The organism is Flavobacterium ardleyense (genome assembly GCF_042686085.1).
In the GTDB taxonomy this organism is placed as follows: domain Bacteria; phylum Bacteroidota; class Bacteroidia; order Flavobacteriales; family Flavobacteriaceae; genus Flavobacterium; species Flavobacterium ardleyense.
Map to the genome: position 1 here is coordinate 20,289 of NZ_JBHUOL010000010.1, position 25,420 is coordinate 45,708.

Consider the following 25,420-nt stretch of genomic DNA (forward strand, 5'->3'; position numbering starts at 1 on the left):
TAGAAATTGTTTACTACTTTTCTAATTCTATATCCTAATTTTATAGTCGTTGATCCATTTGAACTACCATTTTGTCTTTCCAAGCTCTAAATGTTCCAGCAAGAATTTGTCTTCTCGCCTCACGGACAAGCCACATGTAAAAACCTAAGTTATGGATAGTTGCAATTTGTTTTCCTAAAAATTCATTAGCTGCAAACAAGTGTCTTAAATAGGCTTTAGAATATTCTGTATCTACCCAAGTATGTCCCATTTCATCAATAGGAGAGAAATCAGCCTCCCATTTCTTGTTTTTGATATTGATTGAACCGTGTGCTGTAAACAACATTCCGTTTCTTGCGTTACGTGTTGGCATTACGCAATCAAACATATCAATTCCTAAAGCAATATTTTCTAAAATGTTAATTGGCGTTCCTACACCCATTAAATATCTTGGTTTGTCTTCTGGTAAAATAGCAGTAACTATTTCTGTCATTGCGTACATTTCTTCTGCTGGTTCTCCTACTGAAAGTCCACCAATAGCATTCCCTTGCGCACCAGCATTAGCAATATATTCTGCCGATTGTTGGCGCAAATCTTTATATGTACTTCCTTGAACAATTGGAAAAAAAGTTTGTTCGTAACCATATTTAAATGGTAAAGTTTCTAAATGATTGATGCATCGATCTAGCCAACGGTGTGTCATGTGCATCGAACGTTTTGCGTAGCGATAATCACATGGATAAGGCGTACATTCATCAAAAGCCATGATAATATCCGCACCAATAGTTCTTTGAATTTCCATCACATTTTCAGGTGAAAAGAAATGATAAGAACCATCAATATGCGATTTAAATTTCACACCTTCTTCTTTAATTTTACGATTTGCTGAAAGTGAATACACTTGATATCCTCCAGAATCGGTAAGAATATTTCTATCCCAATTCATGAATTTATGCAATCCTCCAGCTGCTTCTAATATCTTAGTTTGAGGTCTTAAATATAAATGGTATGTATTTCCAAGAATGACATCTGGATTGATATCATTTTTTAATTCGCGTTGGTGTACTCCTTTTACAGTTCCTACGGTTCCAACAGGCATAAAAATTGGCGTTTCAATTACTCCGTGATCGGTAGTTAATTTTCCTGCTCTTGCTTGGCTTTGTGGGTCTTTGGTAATTAAATCAAACTTCATATTATGCTTTTATCCTGATGGTTCAACGGGCAAAGATAATTTATTTTAGAATTAAGGAATTAGAATTTTGAATTATTTATGATTAACACCTAATTATGATAACTTATTCTAAAATGATTTGTGGTACCAAGAAAATAAAATTACTTTTACATCGTATAATATTTATCATAATAAAATGTCTAACACACAACAACTACAAGATTTTACAACACAAGTTCGAAGAGATATTCTTCGTATGGTTCACGCCGTAAATTCGGGTCATCCTGGAGGTTCTTTAGGCTGTGCAGAATTTTTGGTAACACTTTACCAAGACGTTATGAAACGCAAAGAAGGTTTTGATATGAATGGTGCTGATGAAGATTTATTCTTTTTATCAAACGGACATATTTCGCCTGTATTTTATAGTGTTTTAGCAAGAAGTGGTTATTTTCCAGTAGCAGAATTAGTTACTTTTAGAAAAATAAACTCACGTCTTCAAGGACATCCTACAACGCATGATGGTTTACCAGGGATAAGAATGGCATCGGGTTCATTAGGTCAAGGTTTGTCAGTTGCAATTGGAGCTGCTCAAGCTAAAAAATTGAACAAAGATTCAAATTTAGTTTTTGCACTTTTAGGTGATGGAGAATTACAAGAAGGTCAAAACTGGGAAGCGATTATGTATGCATCTGCTAAAAAAGTAGATAATTTAATTGCTACTATTGACTTAAATGGAAAACAAATTGATGGTCCTACAGACGAAGTTCTTGCAATGGGAAGCATAAGAGCTAAATTTGAAGCTTTTGACTGGGATGTTTTAGACGTTGTAAAAGGAAATGATATTGAAGCTGTAAAAGCCGGTTTATTAGACGCCAAATCAAGAACAGGAAAAGGAAAACCTGTTTGTATTCTATTACATACTGAAATGGGTAATGGTGTTGACTTTATGATGCACACACATTCTTGGCACGGAAAAGCGCCAAATGATGAGCAGTTAGCTAATGCGTTAGAAAAAAATGTTGAAACTTTAGGAGACTACTAGAATTATGAAAAAATATACAAACACAGGAAGCAAAGATACCCGTTCAGGTTTTGGAGCTGGAATGACAGAATTAGGTCAAAAAAATGAAAATGTAGTAGCACTTTGTGCGGATTTAATAGGATCCTTAAAATTTGATGATTTTAAAAAGAATCATCCAGAACGTTTTTTCCAAATCGGAATTGCAGAAGCAAATATGATTGGAATTGCAGCAGGATTAACGATTGGTGGAAAAATTCCTTTCACAGGAACATTCGCTAACTTTTCCACTGGAAGAGTTTACGATCAAATTCGTCAATCGGTTGCGTATTCAGAAAAGAACGTAAAAATATGTGCTTCTCACGCAGGTTTAACACTTGGTGAAGACGGCGCAACGCATCAAATATTAGAAGACATCGGTTTAATGAAGATGTTGCCAGGAATGACTGTAATTAACACTTGTGACTACAATCAAACTAAAGCAGCTACTTTAGCTTTAGCTGATCATCAAGGTCCAGTTTACTTGCGTTTTGGACGTCCTGTTGTGCCTAACTTTATGCCAGCAGATGAACCATTTGTAATTGGAAAAGCAATTCAATTAACTGAAGGAACAGACGTAACTATCGTTGCAACCGGACATTTAGTTTGGGAAGCATTAGTTGCTGCTGCAACTTTAGAAGCAAAAGGAATTTCGGCTGAAGTAATAAACATTCACACAATTAAGCCTTTAGACGAAGAAGCGATTTTAAAATCTGTTAAGAAAACAGGTTGCATCGTTACTGCGGAAGAACATAATATTATTGGTGGATTAGGAGAAAGTGTTTCAAGAACTCTAGTTTTAAACCACTTGGTGCCGCAAGAATTTGTAGCTGTAAACGATAGTTTTGGTGAAAGCGGAACTCCAGATCAATTGATGGAAAAATATAAGCTAAACAATCAGGCAATTGTTGAAGCAGTAGAAAGAGTGATCAAAAGAAAATAATTAGATTTTTCTTAAAATATAAAAGCCGTTTCAATACTTTTTGAAACGGCTTTATTTATTGTTATTTTGTCTATTCTAGCTAAAAAATTCTTTTTCTAATTCAATTGCTTTTGGGAATAAAATATTATTCTCTAAATGAATGTGTAAATGTAAATCTTGTTCAAATTCTTTCAATAAAGCAAAAGTCACTTTATAGGTATTACAACCATCTTCTGGCGTTGTATAATTATTACTTAATTCTTCTATTAAGCGGAAACGATCCCCTTCATTAGTATGTTCATTCATCATCGCTTGAATAGGAAACTGAATCGATTCGAAATTTGGAGCAGCTACTTTTGTTCCCTCTTCCTTAGCTTTTACCATTTTTTTAATGAACGGAAAAACCATTAGTTCTTCTTTTTTCATATGCATCGCTAATTCACCAGCAGTGGCATTGAAATGTTCATTAATTTCCAATAATTCTGGATGACGACCTCCGTGAACACGAGCGATTTTCTCTAAATAAGGTTTAATTTCTAGTGTTTTTTCTTCCACATAGCGGTGGTGTTTTTTCTCAATGTATTCTGCTAATAAATCTAATGGCCAACTCTGATAATCTATTGAACCCGCTTCTTGCGATTGCAATAGCGCATTTAAATCAGCTACAACTAATTTACCGTCAATTTCTTTAGCTTCACAAGCGTCGTTAATGGTTCTGTTTCCTTGACAGCAAAAATCGATATTATATTTTTTAAAAACTGATGCTGTGCGGTAGTCGTTCGCTACCAATTCTCCGATGATTTGATCTTCTTGAATATTCATTATATATTTTGTTTATTGTTTACTAAATAATTTAATTCCGAAAATAGTTAACAGCACTACTTTTACTACTTCCATTCCTACGTAATAAAAATGAAGGTTAGATGCTGCTAAAGTTTCGCCCTGAATGTATAATTCTGCTCTATTGTCTAATGTGGGTAAAACCCAAAATGTTTCTAACAATAACATTAAAAGCGGGAAAAAATAAAGTGTGTTTTGAGGTGTTAATAATTTTGTCTTTGCGAAGAATAAATTGCTGATAATTACAATGGCAAATATCCATTCCATTAGGTTTAATGCACCAAAAACCAATCTTCCAATTCCTAACCCTATGGGTAATGTAACTCCAGGCGCACGAAATTTCAACCAAGCTTCCATAAAACTAATGGCACAGACAAATCCTATCCAAAGGAACGTGCTTATAATTGCTATTTGATATTTTGTTGACTTCATATTAAAGGTGTGGAATCATTAATTCTGTGATATTCTATTTTCGAATGAAACATTTCTGCCATTCTTTGTCCTTGCCATTTTGCTTGTTCTGCTTTCTCTCCTTCAAATAAATCATCCACAGTGGTATAAAACAGCGCTAACCATCTTTCAAAATGTTCAAGATTTACAGGAAGTTTAGCATGAGGCATAAACGGACTTCCGTAATACGTATGCTCTTCTAACAATACGGTTTGCCAGAAGTTATACATTTTTTGAAGATGCTCCGGCCAGCGATCTCCTATTTTATTATTAAAAATATCTTTCAGTGCTTCGTCTTCCCGAATTTTTCCGTAAAAACTATCTACTAAAAGTTTTACATCTGCTAGGTTCTTAATATCCTCTTTCATTTCTTGCTTTTTCTAAATACTACTGTAGGTTACTAAATAATATATGGCCCATCCAAAAAAGGCTATTAGTATAATCCACAACCAACTAGGAACACTTTGAGGCGTTTCACTTCCTTCAATTATAAAATTATTCTTATTTCCTTTATCATAAGCATTAATCATTAAGGGCACAACACCGTCAACAATTGAATTGTCTGAAATCCCTTCAATTGAAATTGCTGGACCGTTTCGAACTATAAATTTTATTTTTCGAATTCCTTCTCTTCCAGATGGCGATTTACTTACCATTTTTAGGGTGTGTTCTCCGTCAGTCAGTTTTGTTGTGTCCAATTCAAATTGTACAGGAGCCACCAATTCAGCGATCGGTTGTAAATCATCGTCCACAAATAGTGCTATTTTACTTTTATCTTCTTGCATTGTATTTCATAGTTTAAGATGGAAACTTTAATATGATCATCATTTTTTTCGCCCGGTTTAATCAAATATTTTAATGAAAAAATAAATGTTAGAACCGTTATTGCTGCAATTATTGCAATAATTACCCAATCCCAATTGCTATTTGGACCACCGCCATGCGTTAAACCTTGCGTAATTTTTGGTTGCTGTTTTTCACAGGCAGGACAAGCCCAAATAATTTGATTGGCAAAGAAAAGTAGTAAGAAGAAAAAATATTTTATCTTATTTTTCATTTCTCCAATATTTATTTGCTTTTGCAATGGTTTGAAATTCAATCGCTACAACCTGAGCAGAGCTAATCAATTGGGCAGTATCATCTGCATATTCAGGTCGCATTTGTTTGCGCTTTTCTGGATCAGTTTGGATTGCTCCAATAGTTTTTCGAGCCATCGTAATAGCTAAAGCTCTTCCTTCCTGTGGTGTTTTAGTAATTAAACTTGGCAACCATATTTCTGTATTTGACATATCTGTATCTTTTTATTGGTTATTTTTAATTAAATCCATCAATTTTTTCACTTCTTCAACCGTAACCTTTTTGGCATCATTTCCCCAACTCGTTTTCTCGTGATTGATTATTGCAGTTACTTCTTCTGGCGTTAAATTATTATCTGTTCCCACGGCATTCATAACCGCATATTCAGGATTTGCGTCATATCCTTTCATAATAATGTCTACATATAATTCTAAATTATCGCCTAAGACTATTGAACTTCCTTTCAATGGTGGAAATGCACCTTTTAATCCTTCACCATTTGCTTGATGACATGCTGCACAATTTTGAGTGTAAAGCATTCCACCATCCGGAAGATTTGCTTCTGCTCCACTTGATGCAACGGGTGTTTCTTTTTTCTTATATAAGAATTCCATTGGTGCTTTTCCGTCTGGTAAAGGCGTTTGTTTTAAACTCTGTAAATAAGTAACTAATTCAATAGCTTCTTTTTTAGCAACTATTTTACCAGTTATTCCTTTACGAAATTCATCTGGAACAATAACTTCAACCTCATCTTTACCTACTTTATCTTTGACTTCAAAAAGCCACGGATAAGCTGGCATTATTGATTTATCTACAACTGCTCTTGGTTGATAAAGATGTAATAAATTCCACGCCATACTTGGTTGACGCGCTCCAATATTAGTTAAATCTGGTCCAGTTCTTTCCGTTCCCATTAGAGTAGCTGTATTTCTCCAGAAATCTGTTCGTGTCATGGCAGCATAATCAGAAGCAATTCCTGGTCTGCTTCCCCATACTTTGTCCATATCTACATTTCGTACTTGCTGGGTATGACAAGCAACACAACCGTTGCTGATATAACTTAATTTTCCTTGATGTGCTTGTTCCGTTAAAGGTTCGTAATTAGGTAATGTTGCATTATCCAATTGATTGTTAATTGCAGGAATGATCGCGACAAAAAGCGTCAATACCACAAATAAAGCCAAAGCTGCTGAGAAAAGTTTTTTATGATTATCGAAAAAATCCATGTGGTGTATATTATTTAGTTAGATCTTGATTGTCGAATTCTTGTTTTGCTCTTAAAATATCGCTTGGTGCTGTTGGTATCACTATTTCTAACTTTCTTCTTACCATTACATAAAAATTATAGGCAAATAAAATATGAGATAACCACATTAAAGAACCACCTATAGCGCGCCACAACCAGTAAGGAGCCATTAATTCTACACTATCAATAAAAGGTTTTCCCTCCATCCACATTAAACCTCTAAGTGTTGAACCGTACATTAGCGGGAACGTATAAAACAACAATCCAATTAATGCCAACCAGAAATGAGCACCTACTAATACTTGTGAAGGTTCTTTTCCAGTTAATCTTGGAACAAGTGTATAAATGAATCCCCAAAGCATAAAACAGATAATTCCGTACATTGTTAAGTGTGAATGTGCTACTGTAAAATCGGTAAAATGCCACACTAAATTTGTAAATCGAAATGCTTCTGCTGTTCCTTGTAATGAACCTGTAAAGTAAAATATGATTCCAATTAAGTAAAAAGGAAGCGTATAACTGCTTGAAAGCTTATGCCAAGAACCTTTAAAAGTCATTAAGAAGTTAGTTGTTCCCGCAATTACTGGAATTACCATTCCCACACTTCCTACAATAGCAACAGTTTGAAGCCACCAAGGAATTGCACTAAAAATAAAGTGATGTGTTCCAATTAATGTATAAAATAGAATTTGAGTCCAGAAAGCTAAAATACCTAAGCTATAAGAGTATATTGGTTTATTTAATTGTTGTGGTAAGAAATAATACATCAAACCTAGCGTAAAAAGCATAAACCACATTCCTACACCTTGATGCATATAATAACCTTGAACAATCGTTTCACCTAATCCATTTTGCCAAGTTGGCCAGTAGGCTACAATAGCAATAACTAATAAAAACATCATTGAGGCAATAATATACCAATTTGATACATAAATCTCCTTAGTTGTTTTTCTAGCGATTGTTTTTATAAAATTGACTAATGAAATGATTATCCCAATTCCGAATAATGCCATTACAGGCCAAATGTATTCTCTATATTCCCCACCACCATTATTAATTCCTGCCATTAGACAAATACTTCCAATAACGACAGAAAGATTAATCAAGATAAGAGAACGGTAACCAGTTTTAATACATGCAATAGGAACATTACTAACTCTAGGCACAACATAATAAGCTAAACCCATCATGGCCAGAGAAGCCCAACCCCAAAATACTGCATTTGTGTGAACGGGTCTAAGTCTACCGAAACTCAACCAGCTGATCTGATCAACATCTGGAGCCACGAATTTTATACCCAAGTATTCACCTATTGTAGTTCCTAGAAGCAACCAAAAAGTAGCACAACCTAAGTACCATAAAATAAGATTTGTTAACTCTGGTTCAACATAAGGACGAGCTTGCCCTTTTTTCTTTTGTTCGATGAAACGGAAGCTTTCCACTTCAGCAACATTATTTATCAATCCTTTAGGATCTTCAGGAGTTGCATTTCCAGCCAATTCATTATTGCTTAGTGCAAATTCCAATTCTTTTTTGCGTTGCTCTAATTTTATAATTTCTTCAGGATTTAATTCTTTTAAGTAAGCATTAAATTTTTCAATTTCTTTTTTCTTTAGATATCTCTTAAATATATAAGATGCTTTTAATACAACGATAACAGTTGCAATTAAGACTGGTATTAAAATAAGAAAAAGTGTAATGATTATTCCCGACTCGCCAAATATGTTTTTATTTTCCATTTACTATATTTATGTTGGATGTTTTTATCCTCTATTTAATTAAATTTTTTTATCGTTTTAAAAATGTTAAGCCTTTCTCGAAATCTTCCGCTAATGATTTTATTGTGGTGTTTTCAAGCATCATTTTAAGTTCATTTCTTATCGACTTAAATTGATTGTGTAGTGGGCACGGTTGCCTTTCATTGCAATTACTCAATCCTAAGCCGCAACCTATGTAAATATCATTTCCATCTATAGCCTCAACAATTGTACACAGCTTTATATTATCAAAATCATTTTTGTCCATTGAAAAACCACCTGTTGGCCCTTTATCCGACTTTATAATAGCACGGCGCGATAGCAATTGTAATATCTTTGAAGTATAAGCGGCAGGCGATTCTATAGCATCCGAAACCTCTTTCAGGCCCACTTTCCTATCCAACTGCGATTGTTCCGCAATATAAATAGATGCTTTAATACCGTATTCACAAGCTTTTGAAAACATAAAGATTTTTTCTATGGCACAAAGATAAATAATTTTTTAATAATGGACAAAACTATCCACTATTATTTTTTGGTGATTCTAATTAAAGAATCTCAATGAATATCAAAAAATATAAATCATTAATAGCCTGACAAAAAAATATTTAATTCAGTTTAAAGCAAAAAAAATCCCAAATTCAATCAAATTGAATTTGGGATTTATATTTATATATAACCTCCGTTAATAATTATTATAAGGTGGCTTCGCATTTCTATCAAGATGACGTCTCAACCTTGTTGGAGTAGTTCCATCTCCCGAAGCATCTGGAATTCCTTTTGGTTCTGATTCATCAACTCCTGTAGTCAATGGATCATCTACAATAGGATTAAATGGGTATATTAAACTTGTTCCTTGACCTGTTAATAACGGCAAAGGCTTTCTAATTTCAAATTTTGTTAAATATCCATCACCATCATCATCTGGATCTAAGTAATCCGGAATTCCATCTCCGTCTGTATCCGTTGCTATCCCATTAAAATCTCCATATTCATCTTTAGACAATATTCCATCACCATCGTGATCTCTATATCTTTGATTGTATAACTTAAAGTTAAATATTAAAGGTGCATAGACCGGAATACTTGGTCTAGGAAGATTAAAATATCCTAGACCAGACGGAATAAACATAACTCCTGCCCCATAATCATCAAAAGAAATTGTACCGTCACTGTTAGAAGTATAAGTTCCTGTTTTGAATTCCGGAATAATTTCTCCCCAACCTCTTATTACACCATCCAAAGTCTCCCACTCTGGAGATTGTGCGAACTCAAATACATTTTGTGTATAAGTATCAACACCTGCAGCAGTAGTTTTCATAAAAGTATTTCCTTTATAAGATACAAACGCAGAATCAACACGTGTAGGATTTACTCCAGAACCTTCTCTTAATTTTAAATAATACAATCTGTAAGTTATATCGTTCGCTTCAACATCTTTAAATTCCAACTCTGGCATTTCAAAAATTGATTGTTGCGTACCGCCTGCAGGAATTTGCGTAAAAGTAGTATTGAAATCAGCATCTACAGTGACATAATGAGTGTCTAAAAAGTCTTTAATTTTTATTTTATCTTCCTCATAAACTTCACTATAAGGTCTAGGTGGAGTAATAGAAACATCATCCGACTTATTACAAGAGAATAAAGTTGTAATTCCTACAACTAATAGAGCTATTTTAAAAACACTTTTCATTATTATAAAATTTATAGGGCGCAAGATACAATTTTCATTTATTTTTGTAGATATATTAACACGGATTTTAGAAATAATATGAGAATTGATAAATATTTATGGTGCATCCGTTACTACAAAACGAGAAGTATCGCTACAGAAGCTGCAAAAAAAGGACATTTTACAGTAAACGGTCAGGTTGCGAAAGCTTCTCGCGAAGTATTTCCGTCGGATAAAATAACCCTAAGAAAAGACCAAATCAACTACAAACTAACGGTTTTAGAAATTCCATTGAACAGATTAGGAGCCAAGTTAGTTGACATGTACAGAAAAGATGAAACACCTAAAGAAGCCTTCGAACATTTGGAATTATTAAAACTTTCGAAAGAACATTATAGAGCTAACGGCACGGGAAGACCAACTAAAAAAGAACGTCGAGAAATAGATGATTATCTTTGGGAATCCGACGAAACGGAAGATAAAGAAAAAGAATAAAATGAATTACTGGGAAGAACGCTATCAAAAGGGAGAAACGGGCTGGGATGCAGGTGCGATTACAACACCTTTGAAAGATTATATTGACCAAATAAAAAACAAAGAACTAAAAATTCTGATTCCTGGCGCTGGTAATGGCCATGAATTTGATTATTTGGTTAACAATGGTTTTAAAAATGTTCATGTGATTGACATTGCTCCTTCACCCCTTCAAACTATTGCTCAAAGAAACCCTGAATTTAAATCGAACTTAATTCATGATGACTTCTTTAATTTGGATGAAAAATTTGATTTAGTTATCGAACAAACATTTTTTTGCGCTTTGCCTCCAAAACTAAGAAGTGAATATGCCGAAAAAATGCAAGAAATTCTAGCTCCGCATGGAAAGATAGTTGGGTTGTTGTTCGATTTCCCTTTAACAGCGGAAGGACCACCGTTTGGAGGTTCAGAAGATGAATATCTAGACCTGTTTTCGCCTAAATTCAAAATTCGGGTTTTAGAAAGAGCACATAATTCAATTAAACCACGACAAAACAAAGAACTGTTTTTTATCTTTGACTCCAAATAACAACACAAATGGAAAACATAATATTAACACACAAAGAAATATCACATAAAACCAAGCGAATTGCCTACCAAATTTATGAGACCTTCATCAATGAAGAAGAAGTAATTTTAGCAGGAATTGCAAGCAACGGCTATACTTTTGCCGAAAAGATTGCAAAAGAATTAAACGAAATTTCGGATTTAAAAATTACGTTGTGCGAAGTTAAAATCAACAAACAAAACCCGCAAGAAGCAATTACAACTTCTATACCTAAAGAAGCGTATCAAAACAAGGGGCTGGTTTTAATTGACGATGTGCTTAATTCAGGAACAACACTAATATACGGTGTAAAACACTTTTTAGAAGTCCCGCTGAGCAAATTTAAGACAGCTGTTCTAGTAGATAGAAATCACAAAAAATATCCCGTTAAAGCAGACTTTAAAGGAATATCATTATCAACTTCATTACATGAACATATTCAGGTGGTTTTTGAAGGCGATAACTCTTATGCTTATCTAAGTTAGCGCATCACTAATCTCATTTGAAATCTCCTCTATTGTTTTATCATCGACATTCACAATTTTAGTGGCTTGATGATAATAATAATTGCGATCGAACAAATGCTTGTTTATAAAATCTTTTAACGAATTCTCGTCTTGGTTATGCAATAACGGACGAGAATTTTTTTCATCCATTAAACGCTTCACTAAAGTATCTGTAGTAGCTTTAAGATAATAAGATGAAAGACCAGCCGCTTTTAGCAACTCAATATTGTTATAATAACAAGGTGTTCCTCCTCCTAAACTCAAAACAAAATCTTGCTCTAAAGCTAAAATCGCCTTTAAAACTTCATTTTCCTTCTTTCTAAAATATATTTCACCCTTTGTTTTGAAAATTTCTGAAATAGCAATTTGCTCTATTTTTTCAATTTCATTGTCCAAATCATAAAAAGAGATTTGTAGTTTTTGTGACAATAAACTACCTATTGCGCTCTTTCCGCTTCCCATATAACCTAATAACACTATTTTCATAAATAAATAATCTCCTAAAAATTAAAGAGTTAACAAATTAATCGTAAAAAAAGACAAATTTAAACTAAATAATGCTTGTAGAATAAATAAATGTTTATATATTTGCACCCGCATTCAAGGAAAGAAAATGACTTGGTAGCTCAGCTGGTAGAGCACATCACTTTTAATGATGGGGTCCTGGGTTCGAACCCCAGCCAGGTCACTACTTTATGTTTTTTTGAATGCACCGACTTGGTAGCTCAGCTGGTAGAGCACATCACTTTTAATGATGGGGTCCTGGGTTCGAACCCCAGCCAGGTCACAAGAAAAAAAGTTAAGCATTCGCTTAACTTTTTTTCATTTAAGGCCATGTGGAGAAACGGTAGACTCGCCATCTTGAGGGGGTGGTGCTCGCAAGGGCGTGAGGGTTCAAATCCCTCCATGGTCACTTTTCGTACATAATTAAGTATAGTTCTGAAACTTTATAGAACCAAAATCAATCCTGTCTTTTCTGTAAAAAAAAAACAAACTGACTTATACTTTAGTTCAAAAGTTGATTTAGATTTTTTTTTAATATGTGAACTCTACACCTTCTGTTACATAACAAAGATAACAGATGTTTCCAGTACCTCAAAAACTAAAAAATATGAAAGTAATTTTCAATCTTTTTTTTCTTTTTTTTTCAGTTTGTATAAATTCACAAATAAAAACAGACACAATATTTAGTGGTAATAAATTATATGTTAATTTTGAAAATTCAATAGTTTATGATATTAATAAACAAATAAAAGAAATTGAAATATGTAAAGAAATTGTAAAGACGGAACATAAATACAAACATTTACAATTAGTGGATGAAGGTTTTTCAAAGGCTCAAATACCCTATTTATTAAAAAATTATTGTAAAAAAACAAAATCAACTATTTTTGAAGATTTTAATGCATTAATATATTCCAGTTATTTAAATAATGGTACTTTTTTAAGTGAAACCTATTTGTTGGAGTTTTTTTTTGAGAGTGAAGATAAAGCAAAAATATGTATAAAAAATATTGAGAAATTAATAGCATTACGAAAAAAAACTGAAAAAATTGACGAAGAAGTATATTTTGGAACTTATAATTGGTTTTATATTTATAAATAAAACAAGGTTTATCTTATTCATAGTATGAATGATGATACTAATGAGTGTCCTTTAGTAAAAGTTTTATCAGTTAAACTTTTAGAATATGTAACAATAAAATAATAATTTGCTTTTTAAAACTTCTCCTAGCAACCCTTTTATTTGTTATAAATAATATAAAAAAAACAAACTCACTTATACTTTAGTTCAAAAGTTGATTTAGATTTTTTTTTAATATGTGAACTCTACACTTTCTCTTACATAACAAAAATAACAAATGTTTCCAGTACCTCAAAAACTAAAAAATGAAGCAATATAATTATTTTCTATTTCGTTTGTATTGGGTGTTTAGAGACTTTGCGAAAGAAGGGCACAAAATGTCTTTAATTTCTACTTCATTAGCAAGTACTTTCTTTGTGTGCTTTACTCTATTTGCAATTATGGAATCGATTTACTTTTTTAAAGTATCTACTTCCGTAAATCTGGGTGCAAATTATAAATTTTGGATATTATCATTTACGTTTGTTATATGGTTTTTAAATTATTACTTGTTTATAAAACCACGAAATTTTTTAAGAAGAGATTTTACAAAAGACAGAAAAGGCGGTTTGGTTATTGTCTGTATTGTTTTTTTTATTGGAATATTATTTGTGATAGGAGCAAATAAAAATCGAGAAAAAATAGTTGAAGAAGTAGAAAACGCAAGAATAGAGAATAATCTATAACCTTGAATGTAGAAACAAGAAATGTTTAATAGCTATTTTAATTAAATATTTTGATGATGGAACAAAATCAGAAACTTTATTATATCATAAAATGATAAGTAATTTTCTAGTTACTTCATTAAAATCAAAGTATAATTCGATTTGGAAATTTTAATAGTGATGACTGGTTCGTAATATGGAGTTTATATAAGAAAATCTTGAAAAATTTTATAGTTTATAGTTTATTAACATTTTTTTTCCTCACACTCACAAGGAGAAGCTAATAGTTGGTATTTTGGAAGTTGTACTGCTATTAGATTTAAAAACCGCAGTACAGTAGCATTAATAAGTAGTGCAATACAAACTAATACGGTCTGTGCAACTTTAGTGGATACATGAAGGCGCTTATTCGCTTCAAGTATCTAATTCAATTGTTTCCAGTAGAACCCGAACAATTAATGTTACCGCTTCCGATATTGCCACTATAAACAATATAGAAATCGCCGAGTTATTAAATGCCAATTCCCTTATTATTTTTGTTTCAGGTCTAGGAGATTATGTTTTTAGTATGGATAATTTGAATTATCAATCTAGCAATTATTTTTACGTCTAGAAGCTGGCGTTTACACTATTTTTGTAAAAGATTTAAATGGTTGTGGCATAACAACGAAAGAAGTTAGCATTTTGGGTGTTGCGAATTATTTAACTCCAAATGGAGATGGATTCAACGACACTTGGAATATTAAAGGAGCCAATGCAAGACTAAATGCAAATACTATTATATATAACTTTGATCGTTACGGAAAGTTGCTGAAACAAATTAATCCAACCGAAGAAGGTTGGGATGGAAATTTTAATGGAAAACTTTTACCGTCGACTGATTATTGGTATTCTATAAAATTAGAAGATGGAAGAATTGTTAAAGGACATTTTAGTTTGAAAAGATAACCAAAATCTATTCCTTACTCCTATAGTGTGACTTTATTTTTAAATTGTAACTAAACAATATTACCTATTTTAAGCCTTAAAAATTAGCAAAAACCTATTTTGTTTACCTTTTCCGACTTATTATTAAACATTTCTGACCGTAAAATTAGTTTTGTCTCTTTTTTTGATTACTTTTGTTTAACCAAAATAAAGAAATGATGAACAATGTTAAGAATGTTTTTAGTATCAAGGACTTAGAAAACCTATCAGGTATAAAGGCACATACGATTCGTATTTGGGAAAAAAGATATAATGTTTTAGAACCAATGCGCTCTGACACCAACATTCGTTCTTACGACATCCGAAATTTGCAAAAATTGCTGAATATCGTGCTGCTTCATAACTATGGTTATAAAATCTCGAAAATCGCGACTTTAGACCAAATAGAAATGAATAAGTTAGCAAATGATATCATCTCTGAGAAAAGTGCGAAAAATCATGCGATTAGTACTTTCAAAATGGCGATGATGAATTTCGATCAGTCTTTGTTTTTTCAGACGTATAATCAACTGTTAAACGAAAAGACATTTAGAGAAGTTTTTTACACGGTATTCATCCCTTTGATGCAAGAGTTAGGATTCTTATGGCAAACAGAAACCATTACTCCCGCTCATGAACATTTCATTACGTATTTAATCAAACAAAAATTATTGATCAATACCGAGAAAGTTCAGATTTTAGAACCTACAAAAACAGACAAAGTATTTGTTTTATTCTTACCTTTAAATGAAATACATGAACTTGGATTAATGTATCTAAATTATGAGATTCTACTAAATGGTTACCAAACTATTTATTTGGGCGAAAGTATTCCAACAACTAGTTTGATGGACCTAAAGAATTCATTCGAAAAAATAACTTTTTTAAGCTATTTAACCGTTGAACCCAATCAGGAAGAAGTAAATAATTACATCACCGAATTGCAGACGAATCTATTAGACAATACCAAACATGAAATTTTGCTTTTAGGTAGAATGACAGAGTATATTGAGCATAAAACAAAATTTGAAAACATACATATCTTTAATAGTATAGAAGAATTAACAGCAAGCTTTTAAATAAGTTTTGGTGTTTTTAACTTTAATATTATTTTTATAAAACAAAATTAGACCCCGTGAATAAAAAAATAGCCATTATAGGTTCAGGTTTTTCTGCATTATCAGCTGCTTGCTATTTAGCTAAAGCTGGAAATGAAGTAACTATCTACGAAAAAAACGCAACAATCGGAGGAAGAGCACGTCAACTAAAAAAAGAGGGTTTTACCTTTGACATTGGTCCAACATGGTATTGGATGCCTGATGTATTTGAACGTTTTTTTGGGGATTTCAATAAAAAACCATCCGATTATTACGAGTTAATTAAACTTTCACCAGCTTACCAAGTGTATTTTGGCGAATTAGATTTTGTTACGATTGCAGATAATTTACCTGAAATTGTAGCAACATTTGAAACAATTGAAAAAGGTAGTGGCCAGCAATTAGAGCAATTTATGGCTATAGCCAAAAGTAATTATGATATTGCCATTAAAGATTTAGTATATCGTCCAGGAGAATCTCCTTTGGAATTAATTACGGTTGAAACCGCCATGAAAGTGAATCAGTTTTTTAGTAATATCAAAAAAGATGTACGTAAAAGATTTAAAAACACAAAATTAGTTCAGATTTTAGAGTTTCCGGTCTTGTTTTTAGGAGCAAAACCAAGCGATACACCTTCATTTTATAACTTCATGAACTTTGCCGACTTTGGTTTAGGAACTTGGCATCCTAAAAACGGAATGTACTCGGTAGTTTTAGCAATGGAAGCCTTAGCAAAAGAATTGGGTGTAAAAATCGAAACCAATGCTAATGTTGAAAAAATAGACGTTACGAACGGAAAAGCTTCTGGGATCTTAGTGAATAACAAAATCGTTGCAGCTGATGTAGTTTTAAGTGGCGCGGATTACCATCATTCGGAGACATTGTTAGACAAAAACTTCCGTCAGTATTCTGAAAATTATTGGGAAAAGAAAACATTTGCACCTTCTTCTCTCCTATTTTATGTTGGATTTGATAAAAAAATAGACAACGTTGAACATCATTCGTTATTCTTTGATGTAGATTTTGATGTCCATGCCGAAGCAATTTATGACAATCCAAAATGGCCAGAAAATCCATTGTTTTACGCGAGTTTTCCATCTAAAACAGATGCAAGTTCGGCACCAGAAGGCAAGGAAGCAGGAATCTTTTTAATTCCATTAGCACCAGGATTAGAAGACACTCAAGAACTAAGAGAACTTTACTTCGAGAAAATAATTACGCGTTTAGAGAAACTTACCAATCAAAAAGTAAAAAATAATATTATCTTTAAAGAATCGTTCTGTGTGAATGATTTTAAAAAAGACTATAATTCATATCAAGGAAATGCTTATGGTATGGCAAATACCTTATTGCAAACAGCCTTTTTAAGACCTAAATTGAAAAGTAAAAAAGTAGAAAACCTCTATTTTACTGGACAATTAACTGTGCCGGGACCAGGTGTTCCTCCAGCTTTGATTTCGGGAAAATTAGTTTCCGATTTAATAGAAAAGTACCAATAATTATGAAATCTATATTTGACAACGTATCTTTCGATTGCAGCGTAAAAGTAACAAAAGCTTACAGCACTTCTTTTTCGTCGGCTGTAAAAATGTTAGCGCCTAGCATTCGCCAAGACATCTATAATATTTATGGATTCGTGCGCTTTGCAGACGAAATCGTAGATAGCTTTCATGATTATGATAAAGAAGCATTATTTTCACAATTTGAAAACGATCTAAGTCTAGCAATAGCTCAGAAAATAAGTCTAAATCCCATTTTGAATTCTTTTCAGCATACCGTAAACAAATACAACATTCCTATGGAAATGGTGAATTCTTTTATGAAAAGCATGCGATTAGATCTTTCAAAATCGGTTTATACTACAGTTGAAGAATACAATGAATACATTTACGGTTCGGCTGATGTTGTAGGTTTAATGTGTTTAAAAGTTTTCGTAAATGGCGATGATGCTAAGTACGAAGAATTAAAACACAGCGCAATGCGTTTGGGATCTGCTTTCCAAAAAGTAAATTTCTTACGCGATTTAAAAGCAGATTTCGAAGATTTAAGCAGAACTTATTTCCCAAATACCGATTTAACGCGTTTGGATGAAGCGAGCAAACAACAAATCATTGGCGAAATTCAGGCCGACTTTGATGCCGGATTCGAAGGAATTCAGAATTTACCCTTAGAAGCAAAATTTGGTGTTTACACAGCTTATATTTACTACAAAAAGTTATTAAGTAAATTGAAAAAAACGCCATCTTTGGAAATCAAAAACACTCGAATTCGCGTTCCAAATTATCAAAAAGCAAGTTTATTAGCTAGATGCTATTTAAATTATCGTTTGAATATTCTATAAAAATTATAAAACTGAAGTCCAAATTTAATTATTGAAATTTATACTATTATGTGGTTACATCTCTTAGTTTTTATCACAACTTTTTGCTTCATGGAATTTATGGCTTGGTTCAGTCACAAATACATTATGCACGGCTTTTTGTGGGTTTTGCACGAAGATCATCATAAAAAGGATCACGACTCGTGGTTTGAGCGCAACGATGCTTTTTTCATCATTTATGCACTCGTAAGTATCGGTTGTTTCTTACTTTGGCAATATGACATCTTTATTTATGGATTAGCCATTGGTTTAGGAATCTTAGCTTATGGTATTGCCTACTTCTTTGTACACGATATTTTTATTCACCAACGTTTTAAATTATTTAGAAATGCAAACAGCCGTTATTCTAGAGCCGTAAGAAGAGCACATAAAATGCATCACAAACACACTGGAAAAGAACATGGCGAATGTTTTGGCATGTTATTATTTCCCTTGAAATATTTAAAAAATTAGCTTTTAATATACTTTAGAAGCGAATGGCTTGCGCATTTTTTGGTTTCCATATTCCTGCTGTTCGTTGCAATCTTGCCAAAAAAAGGCAAGGATTTACAATTCCATCAGGGCTAATTAGCCAACTATTTATATAAAAAGCAAAACTCCGAAAGAAAATTTAATTTCATTAGGAGTTTTTTTTATCTTATAAAAACTCAATACTAAGTACTTAACACTTTAATTACGCTTCTATCGCATCCACATCGATATTTTGTTTTTTCAGAATTCCTTTTACTAAAACAGCAAAAAGCGTTAAATAAGCGAAACAAACCACTGCAATAATATAGGATTGATGAATACCAATAATATCAGATAATTTACCTTGAATTGGTGGAATAATTCCTCCTCCTAAAATCATCATTACCAAGAAAGCCGATCCTTGCGAAGTATATTTCCCTAAACCAATAATAGACAAACTAAAAATTGAAGGCCACATAATACTACATGCTAATCCACCAGCTAAAAAGGCATAAATCGCTGTCGTTCCTGTTGTAAACAAACCAATTAACATGGCAGTAACACCAAAAGCACCGAATATAATTAAAGTTCTAGCTGGTTTATCTTTACTAAAAAAGAAAGCTATAATTTGAACAATTACACAAACAATATAATAATACAAAGGCTTCATATCTTTACCTGAAATAATATTTACGCCTAAAATAACACCAAACGCAATTAACGGAACAACAATTAACGCAATCGTCTTTTTCATTCCTTGCAGATTGAAAACACTGATAGCTCCGGCCCAACGTCCAATCATCAAACTTCCCCAATACATAGAAATATAAGGAGCAATTTCAGACGATTGTAAACCTCCGAATTCATCTAACTTCAATAATTCCCCTAAATTACTTCCGATAGCAACCTCAACTCCAACATAAGTAAAAATCGCTAACATTCCCAAAACCAATTGTGGATATTGCATTGCTCCCCAACCTTCCGACTTCTTTCTGGCAGCAGTATAAGAAAACATCAATCCTCCCACAACAACCAATAACGCTCCCGAAAGCCAATACATTCTGCTTCGTTCTAACGGTTCTTTTAGGGATCTTACCTCTTCCTGCTTTGTTAAAATTGTGCTATTAAAATCAACTAATGGCTGATCTAATAATTTACCGGCTGCTTCGAATGAGGAAATTTCTGTTTCTAACTTTTCAATTTTTAAAGCAGCATCACTTTTATAACTCTGGAATACTGGCGTAAACATCACGGCTAATAAAACCGTCATTACTACCAAAGTTCGTAAGGCTTTATTTGCTTTTTCCATTGGTTCGTTCTCCACGCCACTTGGCACTTTCTTAGAAAAGTAAAACAAACCAGCAGCGCCCACGAATAATAAACCTACACAAATATATAACAACACTACTTTGCTTAACTCTAAGGCTTTTATTTGGTCATCTGTGATCGACTCCGCTGTTCCGAACAAAGCTAATGCTACTACTATTGGTCCAATTGTAGTTCCAAACGAATTAATGCCGCCACCAAGATTTACTCTACTAGCTCCAGTTTTTGGATCACCTAATAAAATTGCGAATGGATTTGCAGCTGTTTGTTGCAATGAAAATCCTAAGGCTACGATGAATAATCCCACTAACATACCGGTGTAAACACTTGCTTCAACCGCTATAATCATCGCGCCAGCTCCTAATGCTGAAAACAATAAACCATAAACAATACTTTTTTTATAGCCCCACTTCCCTACTATATCTTTACCCGACAGATCGCCCAATGCAAATAATAACAAAGCACCCACATAATAAGCCGTATAAAAAGCAAAATCAACCAATTGCGATTGAAATTGGTCCAATGAAAAATAGCTTTTACAAAATGGAATAAAAATACTGTTTCCGGCAGCGATAAATCCCCAGAAGAAAAACACAGTGATTAGCGTGTATAATGCTGGATAATTTGTTTTAATTGGACTTGCACTCATAATTAAGGGATTAGCGTTTGTTCAAATGAATTTCATCTAAAATAATTGCTAAATATACATTTATTCGGGCTTTTAGAAAATTAGAATTAAACTATTTTTAGCTTCAAAAATAATTAAGCCTTAGTGAACCGACGAAGAAGCAAAAAAAAATCCCGACGTAAATCGGGATTTGAATATCACATTTTCGCTATTGCATCTTATTTTCCATCTACATAATTTTGTAGGTAAGCAAAACGAGGTGTTAATTTTCCGTTTTCAGTCATTTTAGCTCGCGCTAAAATCCCATCTTTATCGTCGTTGAAAAAAGCAGGTATTACGTGTTCCATAAACGTTTCTCCAAAACCTTCGCTCGCATCTCTTGGTAATTCGCAAGGCAAATTATCAACTGACATTACCATAATTGAAGCTGGATGTGTATAGGATACTTCTTTATGTTCACTTGGTAAATACCCAAAGAACGGATCTGCAATCGTAGACGCTTTTGTAGTACAAGCTATTGGACCATCAACATCACATGATATATCAGCCACAACTTGAATTTTATTGTCGGGTGCGCGCAACATATCTTTAGTCAAAATGTCAGGCGAATTGTTTCCGTGGAAATGACCTGCCATAAAAATGTCAGAAACTTTTGTGAATTTTTCAAAATCAGAAACATATTCTTCTGGATTTTGATAAAAATCTTGTTTAGTAGCTTCTTTTCCATCTTTACGTTTGTTGTAGTCTAACGTATCGATTTGTGTATAAACTGCTTCAGAATATTTTTTAGTTAAGAAATCCGCTAAAGCAACTTCTTTAATCTTCATTCCGTCTAGTATTTCTTTCGAGCCCATTGCTACTTTTCCTCGTCCGGTCAATACAATCTTAATATTAGGCAAGGTTTGACGTCTTAAGCGCGCAATTAAATCATCTTTTGTATTTAAGGTTTCTGCTTTTGGTAATACGAATAAATCATATTTAATTCCAAAACCTCTAATTCCGTTGTAAGCACCAACAATTCCAGCGTATCTTCCAAAACCAATCAGTCTTTTATTGTTTGCATCTACAATTGTTTCGTGATCATACAATTCAATGTTTTTCTCTAAAATAGCACGCAATAGATCTCTATTGTAAGGTTGTTTCTTGATGGTGTGCGAAAAGAAAAAATATTTTTTGTTTGGAATCAAAGCAGCAATAGGCACCTCTTTTACACCAAAAAGCACGTCGCAATCCGTCATATCAGATGAAACTTCAATACCCGCTTCGGTGTATTGACTGTCTTCATAAACTCTAATATCAGATGATTCTACCTTTATTTGAGCTTCGGGATGTTCTGAATGCAAACGCTTTAACTCTTCAGGTGTAAAAACAACTCTTCTGTCTGGCGGGGTTTTACGCTCTTTGATGATTCCAAATTTCATATTCATTTTCTTTTATTATAACTAAACCTTCTAGTTATGTTACAAATATAACTTTTTGCAAGAGTTTTTGCAAACGTTTTTTTATTTCGATTTTTCATAGTACTTTTGGCTCACATTTTGATGGGTAACTATTGAAATTAACTTTACTATTTGGGGTCGACTGGTTTTGACAGCGAGTGGAATTGGTTAGTAAGCACGTCGAGCGTTGTATATTTAGCTCGTAAATCCAGATGTACAAACCTATAAACGGCGAAAATAATTACGCTTTAGCTGCATAATCTGAATTAAAGTAAGATTTGCCAAGTTCCTATCAGATAGGAAAGCTGGATTCTCCACAAAAGCCTTGGTTTATGGCGGTTGGATTTGGAGAACCGTAAAAGTAAACCTAGATACGGTAATGCTTTAAATCCGTATTGAACCGGTAAAGCTAAGCTAAAAGTGGCGGTTTCCAGCCTTGCTTTTGGTCGAAAATTCAAGAGGAAACTAAGCGTGTAGAAAGCTCTTCGATTGCTTGTTTGGACCCGAGTTCGATTCTCGGCGACTCCACTTTTTACTTATCAAAGTATATCAAAAGCCTATAAATCCTATGATTTATAGGCTTTTTGCTTTTACACGCTATCAAAATTTGACGATTAAACATAAGCTATAAGGGGACGAATTCGGGGACAAATTTAAATCTAATAAAAATGTCCCCGAATTTACTCTCAAAGCCTATGAACACAAGGAGTCCAAAATATGAACATCTTGTGTGATTCTAAATCAAAACATAAATTTAGTAATCATTTAATTCATCGGACTATGTCAAACAAAATCTCTATCCTATTTCATGCAAAGAGTTCAAGAGCACTAAAAAATGGTCTTATACCAATATATCTAAGAATTACTATTTGTGGTAAAAGAATAGAAATCCTTACAGGTAAACATGTTGATAAATCAAAATGGTCTCCAACAGCTGGAAGAATAAAAGGTCATTCAGAGGAAGCTAGGTTAATCAATAGTCATCTTGATCATCTAAAATTTAAAGTATATGAAACCGAACGATTCTTAATCCTTAAATATAATAAAGTAGAAATTAATGAATTCAAAAATACATTCTTGGGCAAAGACAATGAACTATCTACTTTAATTTCAATATTTAAACAACATAACGATCGAATGGAATCGTTAATTCCAAACCAATACTCCATAAATACGCTCAAAAAATTTAGAACAACCTTAAAACATATCCAGGAATTTTTAATAAAAAAACACAAATCAAAAGACTTTGATGTTGAAAAAGTAAATATTGTTTTTATTAATGATTTTGATTTCTTTCTAAGAACTGTAAAAAACTGCAATAATAATTCGACTATAAAATATGTTAGAAATTTTGGAAAAATAATCCAGGATTGTTACAACAACGAGTTAATAGAAAGAAATCCAATGATAAAATACAAGGCAAAAATCACTCCTGTAGAAAAAGAAATATTAAATAAAGAAGAATTAGAAATTATGTATAATAAGAACTTAGTAATCAAACGACTTGAACTAGTGCGCGACATCTACTTATTTGCTTGTTTTACAGGGTTAGCATACATAGACATTCTAAAGCTAACGACAGATAATATATCAATAGGTATCGATGGAACAAAATGGATTTTCACACACCGTCAAAAAACTAAAGTCCGTTCAAACATTCCCCTACTGCCAATTGCAGAAGCAATAATTGAAAAATATAAAACCAACCTAACGTGTGTTACTTCTAATGCCTTATTACCCATTTTATCAAACCAAAAGATGAATAGTTACTTGAAAGAAGTTGCAGATATATGTGGTATAAACAAAGAATTAACATTTCACAGTTCAAGGCACACCTTCGCCACAACTGTAACTTTAGCAAATGGTGTTCCCATGGAAAGTGTTAGTAAAATGCTTGGGCACTCTAGCTTAAGAACAACGCAACAATATGCGAAAATTCTTGATAGAAAGGTGAGTGAAGATATGATAATTTTAAAACAAAAACTATCAAATCAATCTTACTAAAATAAAAACATAATATCGGAAAAAGAACCGAAGATTACCAGTAAAAAATAGTAATTATAAGGAATAAGTAGCACTAAAAAGCCCTATTCAATTCCCGAATTGAACACTACAACTTTAGTTTCAAGTAAATCTTTGCTCTAATTTTGAATTTTAAACAGCAACAATAAAATTCAATTTCATAAAAAATGATTTCAAACGAAGAACGAAATATAATCAAAAACATGTACCAAATGCTATTCGAGATGGCAACTGGAAACATATCATTTAGAATTGAAGAAATTGAAAATAACGAATTAGGAAATATTGCTAAAACACTTAATTCGTTAGCTGGTAAAATGAAAGACATCATACTAAAATCCGGCTATGTTAATCCGCATTATACTTATCAAAATTTAATTCAAGTAACCCTAATTCTAAATGCTGATTTTAAAATTGTAAGTTTCAGTCCAAATATGCCAATGTTCTTACACTATAGCGAAGACGTACTACTAAAGATGAAAATAACTGACATTCTATCAGAAAGATCATTCCCCATTCTAAATCTAATAAAAAAAGAAATGAAGCATGACGAAAAATACCAAAAGACAATTCAACTTATATTTGTAGATAATCAAAAACAGTTGGCGCCTTTCTTCTGCACAGTGTATCGATTAGTAAATACCGATAATTTATTCATCTCAACTGTAACTACGGTTCTTCAAGACATTACTGTTGGTAATTCAAACACGACACCTAGAAAATCTGATGCAATTATTATTCAAGAGGTTTATGAGTATATAATGAAACACCTAGAAGAACCTTTACCAACCTTAAAACAACTTTCGAAATTATTTGGTACAAATGAATTTAAGTTAAAAGATGGTTTTAGACATTTCTTTAAAACCAGCATCTATAAATTTTATAACGAAGAACGATTAAAACAAGCACACTCCATTATACAGCAAACAACTATTCCTTTAAAAGAAATTGCTTACATGTGTGGCTTTAATGATTACACAAACTTCTCCAAAGCCTTCAAAAAAGCGTATAACTACCCTCCTAGTGAGCTAAAAAGAAGAACATGAGATACTGCAACTTCTTTTT

General features: G+C 32.8%; 28 protein-coding genes, 3 tRNA genes and 1 other RNA gene. 18 read left to right on the forward strand and 14 right to left on the reverse strand.

The window, feature by feature from the left end; translation table 11 throughout:
• Window positions 1-40: 40 nt before the first annotated feature.
• On the reverse strand, window positions 41-1,171 hold the full coding sequence (gene tgt, locus ACFSX9_RS04035) for a tRNA guanosine(34) transglycosylase Tgt (protein ID WP_379804729.1): 1,131 nt from the start codon (window positions 1,169-1,171) through the stop codon (window positions 41-43).
• A 175-nt stretch (window positions 1,172-1,346) separates the two neighbouring features.
• Between tgt and ACFSX9_RS04040 the strand changes: the two genes are divergently transcribed.
• Both ACFSX9_RS04040 and ACFSX9_RS04045 read left to right on the forward strand, forming a co-directional pair.
• Complete coding sequence (locus tag ACFSX9_RS04040) at window positions 1,347-2,192, forward strand: transketolase (RefSeq protein ID WP_379804732.1); 846 nt, start codon at window positions 1,347-1,349, stop codon at window positions 2,190-2,192.
• A gap of 4 nt (window positions 2,193-2,196) precedes the next feature.
• Complete coding sequence (locus tag ACFSX9_RS04045) at window positions 2,197-3,150, forward strand: transketolase family protein (RefSeq protein ID WP_379804735.1); 954 nt, start codon at window positions 2,197-2,199, stop codon at window positions 3,148-3,150.
• Window positions 3,151-3,225: 75 nt separating this feature from the next.
• On the opposite strand, the gene ric is transcribed toward ACFSX9_RS04045, so the two are convergent.
• The 10 genes from ric to ACFSX9_RS04095 form a co-directional block, all read right to left on the reverse strand.
• Window positions 3,226-3,951 (reverse strand): iron-sulfur cluster repair di-iron protein, encoded by a 726-nt coding sequence (gene ric, locus ACFSX9_RS04050; protein ID WP_379804738.1) that lies wholly within the window; start codon window positions 3,949-3,951, stop codon window positions 3,226-3,228.
• A gap of 12 nt (window positions 3,952-3,963) precedes the next feature.
• Window positions 3,964-4,401 carry a hypothetical protein gene (locus ACFSX9_RS04055; protein ID WP_379804741.1) on the reverse strand — a complete coding sequence of 146 codons (438 nt, stop codon included), beginning with the start codon at window positions 4,399-4,401 and terminating at the stop codon, window positions 3,964-3,966.
• The gene (locus tag ACFSX9_RS04060; protein ID WP_379804744.1) at window positions 4,398-4,787 is read right to left on the reverse strand and encodes a group III truncated hemoglobin; all 390 of its coding nucleotides are present in this window, start codon (window positions 4,785-4,787) and stop codon (window positions 4,398-4,400) included. Before ACFSX9_RS04060 ends, ACFSX9_RS04055 begins: the two co-directional genes overlap by 4 nt.
• Window positions 4,788-4,799: 12 nt before the next feature.
• The gene (locus tag ACFSX9_RS04065) at window positions 4,800-5,204 is read right to left on the reverse strand and encodes a cytochrome C (protein ID WP_379804747.1); all 405 of its coding nucleotides are present in this window, start codon (window positions 5,202-5,204) and stop codon (window positions 4,800-4,802) included.
• Window positions 5,180-5,476, reverse strand: coding sequence for a hypothetical protein (locus ACFSX9_RS04070; RefSeq protein WP_379804750.1), 297 nt, complete (start codon window positions 5,474-5,476; stop codon window positions 5,180-5,182). Before ACFSX9_RS04070 ends, ACFSX9_RS04065 begins: the two co-directional genes overlap by 25 nt.
• Window positions 5,466-5,708 (reverse strand): hexameric tyrosine-coordinated heme protein, encoded by a 243-nt coding sequence (locus ACFSX9_RS04075; protein WP_379804753.1) that lies wholly within the window; start codon window positions 5,706-5,708, stop codon window positions 5,466-5,468. The genes ACFSX9_RS04070 and ACFSX9_RS04075 overlap by 11 nt, the downstream gene beginning before the upstream one ends.
• Window positions 5,709-5,720: 12 nt before the next feature.
• Entirely contained in the window at window positions 5,721-6,722 is a 1,002-nt protein-coding gene (locus ACFSX9_RS04080; protein WP_379804756.1) for a cbb3-type cytochrome c oxidase subunit II, read from the reverse strand.
• A 10-nt stretch (window positions 6,723-6,732) separates the two neighbouring features.
• Window positions 6,733-8,481, reverse strand: coding sequence for a cbb3-type cytochrome c oxidase subunit I (locus ACFSX9_RS04085; protein ID WP_379804758.1), 1,749 nt, complete (start codon window positions 8,479-8,481; stop codon window positions 6,733-6,735).
• Window positions 8,482-8,530: 49 nt separating this feature from the next.
• Window positions 8,531-8,965: an RrF2 family transcriptional regulator gene (locus ACFSX9_RS04090; protein WP_379804760.1), complete on the reverse strand. Its 435-nt coding sequence runs from the start codon at window positions 8,963-8,965 to the stop codon at window positions 8,531-8,533.
• Between the two features lie 219 nt (window positions 8,966-9,184).
• Window positions 9,185-10,192: an FKBP-type peptidyl-prolyl cis-trans isomerase gene (locus tag ACFSX9_RS04095; protein WP_379804762.1), complete on the reverse strand. Its 1,008-nt coding sequence runs from the start codon at window positions 10,190-10,192 to the stop codon at window positions 9,185-9,187.
• Between the two features lie 78 nt (window positions 10,193-10,270).
• On the opposite strand from ACFSX9_RS04095, the gene ACFSX9_RS04100 reads away from it, so the two are divergent.
• Genes ACFSX9_RS04100 through ACFSX9_RS04110 form a run of 3 tightly spaced genes read left to right on the forward strand, consistent with a single transcriptional unit; the run spans window position 10,271 to window position 11,737 of the window.
• Window positions 10,271-10,666 (forward strand): RNA-binding S4 domain-containing protein, encoded by a 396-nt coding sequence (locus tag ACFSX9_RS04100; RefSeq protein ID WP_379804764.1) that lies wholly within the window; start codon window positions 10,271-10,273, stop codon window positions 10,664-10,666.
• 1 nt (window position 10,667) lies between these two features.
• Complete coding sequence (locus tag ACFSX9_RS04105; RefSeq protein ID WP_379804767.1) at window positions 10,668-11,234, forward strand: methyltransferase; 567 nt, start codon at window positions 10,668-10,670, stop codon at window positions 11,232-11,234.
• 8 nt (window positions 11,235-11,242) lie between these two features.
• Entirely contained in the window at window positions 11,243-11,737 is a 495-nt protein-coding gene (locus ACFSX9_RS04110) for a phosphoribosyltransferase family protein (RefSeq protein WP_379804769.1), read from the forward strand.
• Here ACFSX9_RS04110 and ACFSX9_RS04115 read toward each other — a convergent pair.
• Window positions 11,729-12,244: a shikimate kinase gene (locus ACFSX9_RS04115; protein WP_379804771.1), complete on the reverse strand. Its 516-nt coding sequence runs from the start codon at window positions 12,242-12,244 to the stop codon at window positions 11,729-11,731. The genes ACFSX9_RS04110 and ACFSX9_RS04115 overlap by 9 nt on opposite strands.
• Before the next feature lie 129 nt (window positions 12,245-12,373).
• Between ACFSX9_RS04115 and ACFSX9_RS04120 the strand changes: the two genes are divergently transcribed.
• The 10 genes from ACFSX9_RS04120 to ACFSX9_RS04165 all read left to right on the forward strand — a co-directional run bounded on the left by ACFSX9_RS04120 (window position 12,374) and on the right by ACFSX9_RS04165 (window position 18,943).
• Window positions 12,374-12,446: transfer RNA gene (locus ACFSX9_RS04120), tRNA-Lys, on the forward strand.
• A gap of 26 nt (window positions 12,447-12,472) precedes the next feature.
• Window positions 12,473-12,545, forward strand: a tRNA-Lys gene (locus ACFSX9_RS04125).
• A gap of 43 nt (window positions 12,546-12,588) precedes the next feature.
• A tRNA-Leu gene (locus tag ACFSX9_RS04130) sits at window positions 12,589-12,671 on the forward strand.
• Between the two features lie 198 nt (window positions 12,672-12,869).
• Window positions 12,870-13,364, forward strand: a complete 495-nt coding sequence (locus ACFSX9_RS04135; RefSeq protein WP_379804773.1) for a hypothetical protein — start codon at window positions 12,870-12,872, stop codon at window positions 13,362-13,364.
• Window positions 13,365-13,720: 356 nt separating this feature from the next.
• Window positions 13,721-14,068, forward strand: a complete 348-nt coding sequence (locus tag ACFSX9_RS04140; protein WP_379804776.1) for a hypothetical protein — start codon at window positions 13,721-13,723, stop codon at window positions 14,066-14,068.
• Between the two features lie 663 nt (window positions 14,069-14,731).
• On the forward strand, window positions 14,732-14,995 hold the full coding sequence (locus ACFSX9_RS04145) for a T9SS type B sorting domain-containing protein (RefSeq protein WP_379804779.1): 264 nt from the start codon (window positions 14,732-14,734) through the stop codon (window positions 14,993-14,995).
• Between the two features lie 197 nt (window positions 14,996-15,192).
• A complete protein-coding gene (locus ACFSX9_RS04150; protein WP_379805388.1) occupies window positions 15,193-16,092 on the forward strand; it encodes a MerR family transcriptional regulator in 900 nt (299 codons plus the stop codon).
• A 56-nt stretch (window positions 16,093-16,148) separates the two neighbouring features.
• Complete coding sequence (locus tag ACFSX9_RS04155) at window positions 16,149-17,609, forward strand: phytoene desaturase family protein (RefSeq protein ID WP_379804781.1); 1,461 nt, start codon at window positions 16,149-16,151, stop codon at window positions 17,607-17,609.
• A 2-nt stretch (window positions 17,610-17,611) separates the two neighbouring features.
• Window positions 17,612-18,451, forward strand: coding sequence for a phytoene/squalene synthase family protein (locus ACFSX9_RS04160; protein WP_379804783.1), 840 nt, complete (start codon window positions 17,612-17,614; stop codon window positions 18,449-18,451).
• 48 nt (window positions 18,452-18,499) lie between these two features.
• Window positions 18,500-18,943: a sterol desaturase family protein gene (locus tag ACFSX9_RS04165; RefSeq protein ID WP_379804785.1), complete on the forward strand. Its 444-nt coding sequence runs from the start codon at window positions 18,500-18,502 to the stop codon at window positions 18,941-18,943.
• 220 nt (window positions 18,944-19,163) lie between these two features.
• Here the strand turns inward: ACFSX9_RS04165 and ACFSX9_RS04170 are convergent, their stop codons facing one another.
• Both ACFSX9_RS04170 and ACFSX9_RS04175 read right to left on the reverse strand, forming a co-directional pair.
• Entirely contained in the window at window positions 19,164-20,915 is a 1,752-nt protein-coding gene (locus tag ACFSX9_RS04170) for an MFS transporter (protein ID WP_379804788.1), read from the reverse strand.
• Between the two features lie 197 nt (window positions 20,916-21,112).
• Complete coding sequence (locus ACFSX9_RS04175; protein WP_379804791.1) at window positions 21,113-22,315, reverse strand: NAD(P)-dependent oxidoreductase; 1,203 nt, start codon at window positions 22,313-22,315, stop codon at window positions 21,113-21,115.
• 152 nt (window positions 22,316-22,467) lie between these two features.
• Here ACFSX9_RS04175 and ssrA point away from each other — a divergent pair.
• The 3 genes from ssrA (at window position 22,468) to ACFSX9_RS04190 (ending at window position 25,401) form a co-directional block, all read left to right on the forward strand.
• Window positions 22,468-22,864, forward strand: a transfer-messenger RNA (tmRNA) gene (gene ssrA, locus ACFSX9_RS04180).
• A 249-nt stretch (window positions 22,865-23,113) separates the two neighbouring features.
• Window positions 23,114-24,337 carry a site-specific integrase gene (locus ACFSX9_RS04185; protein ID WP_379804793.1) on the forward strand — a complete coding sequence of 408 codons (1,224 nt, stop codon included), beginning with the start codon at window positions 23,114-23,116 and terminating at the stop codon, window positions 24,335-24,337.
• Window positions 24,338-24,522: 185 nt separating this feature from the next.
• Complete coding sequence (locus ACFSX9_RS04190) at window positions 24,523-25,401, forward strand: helix-turn-helix domain-containing protein (RefSeq protein ID WP_379804796.1); 879 nt, start codon at window positions 24,523-24,525, stop codon at window positions 25,399-25,401.
• Window positions 25,402-25,420: the final 19 nt, after the last annotated feature.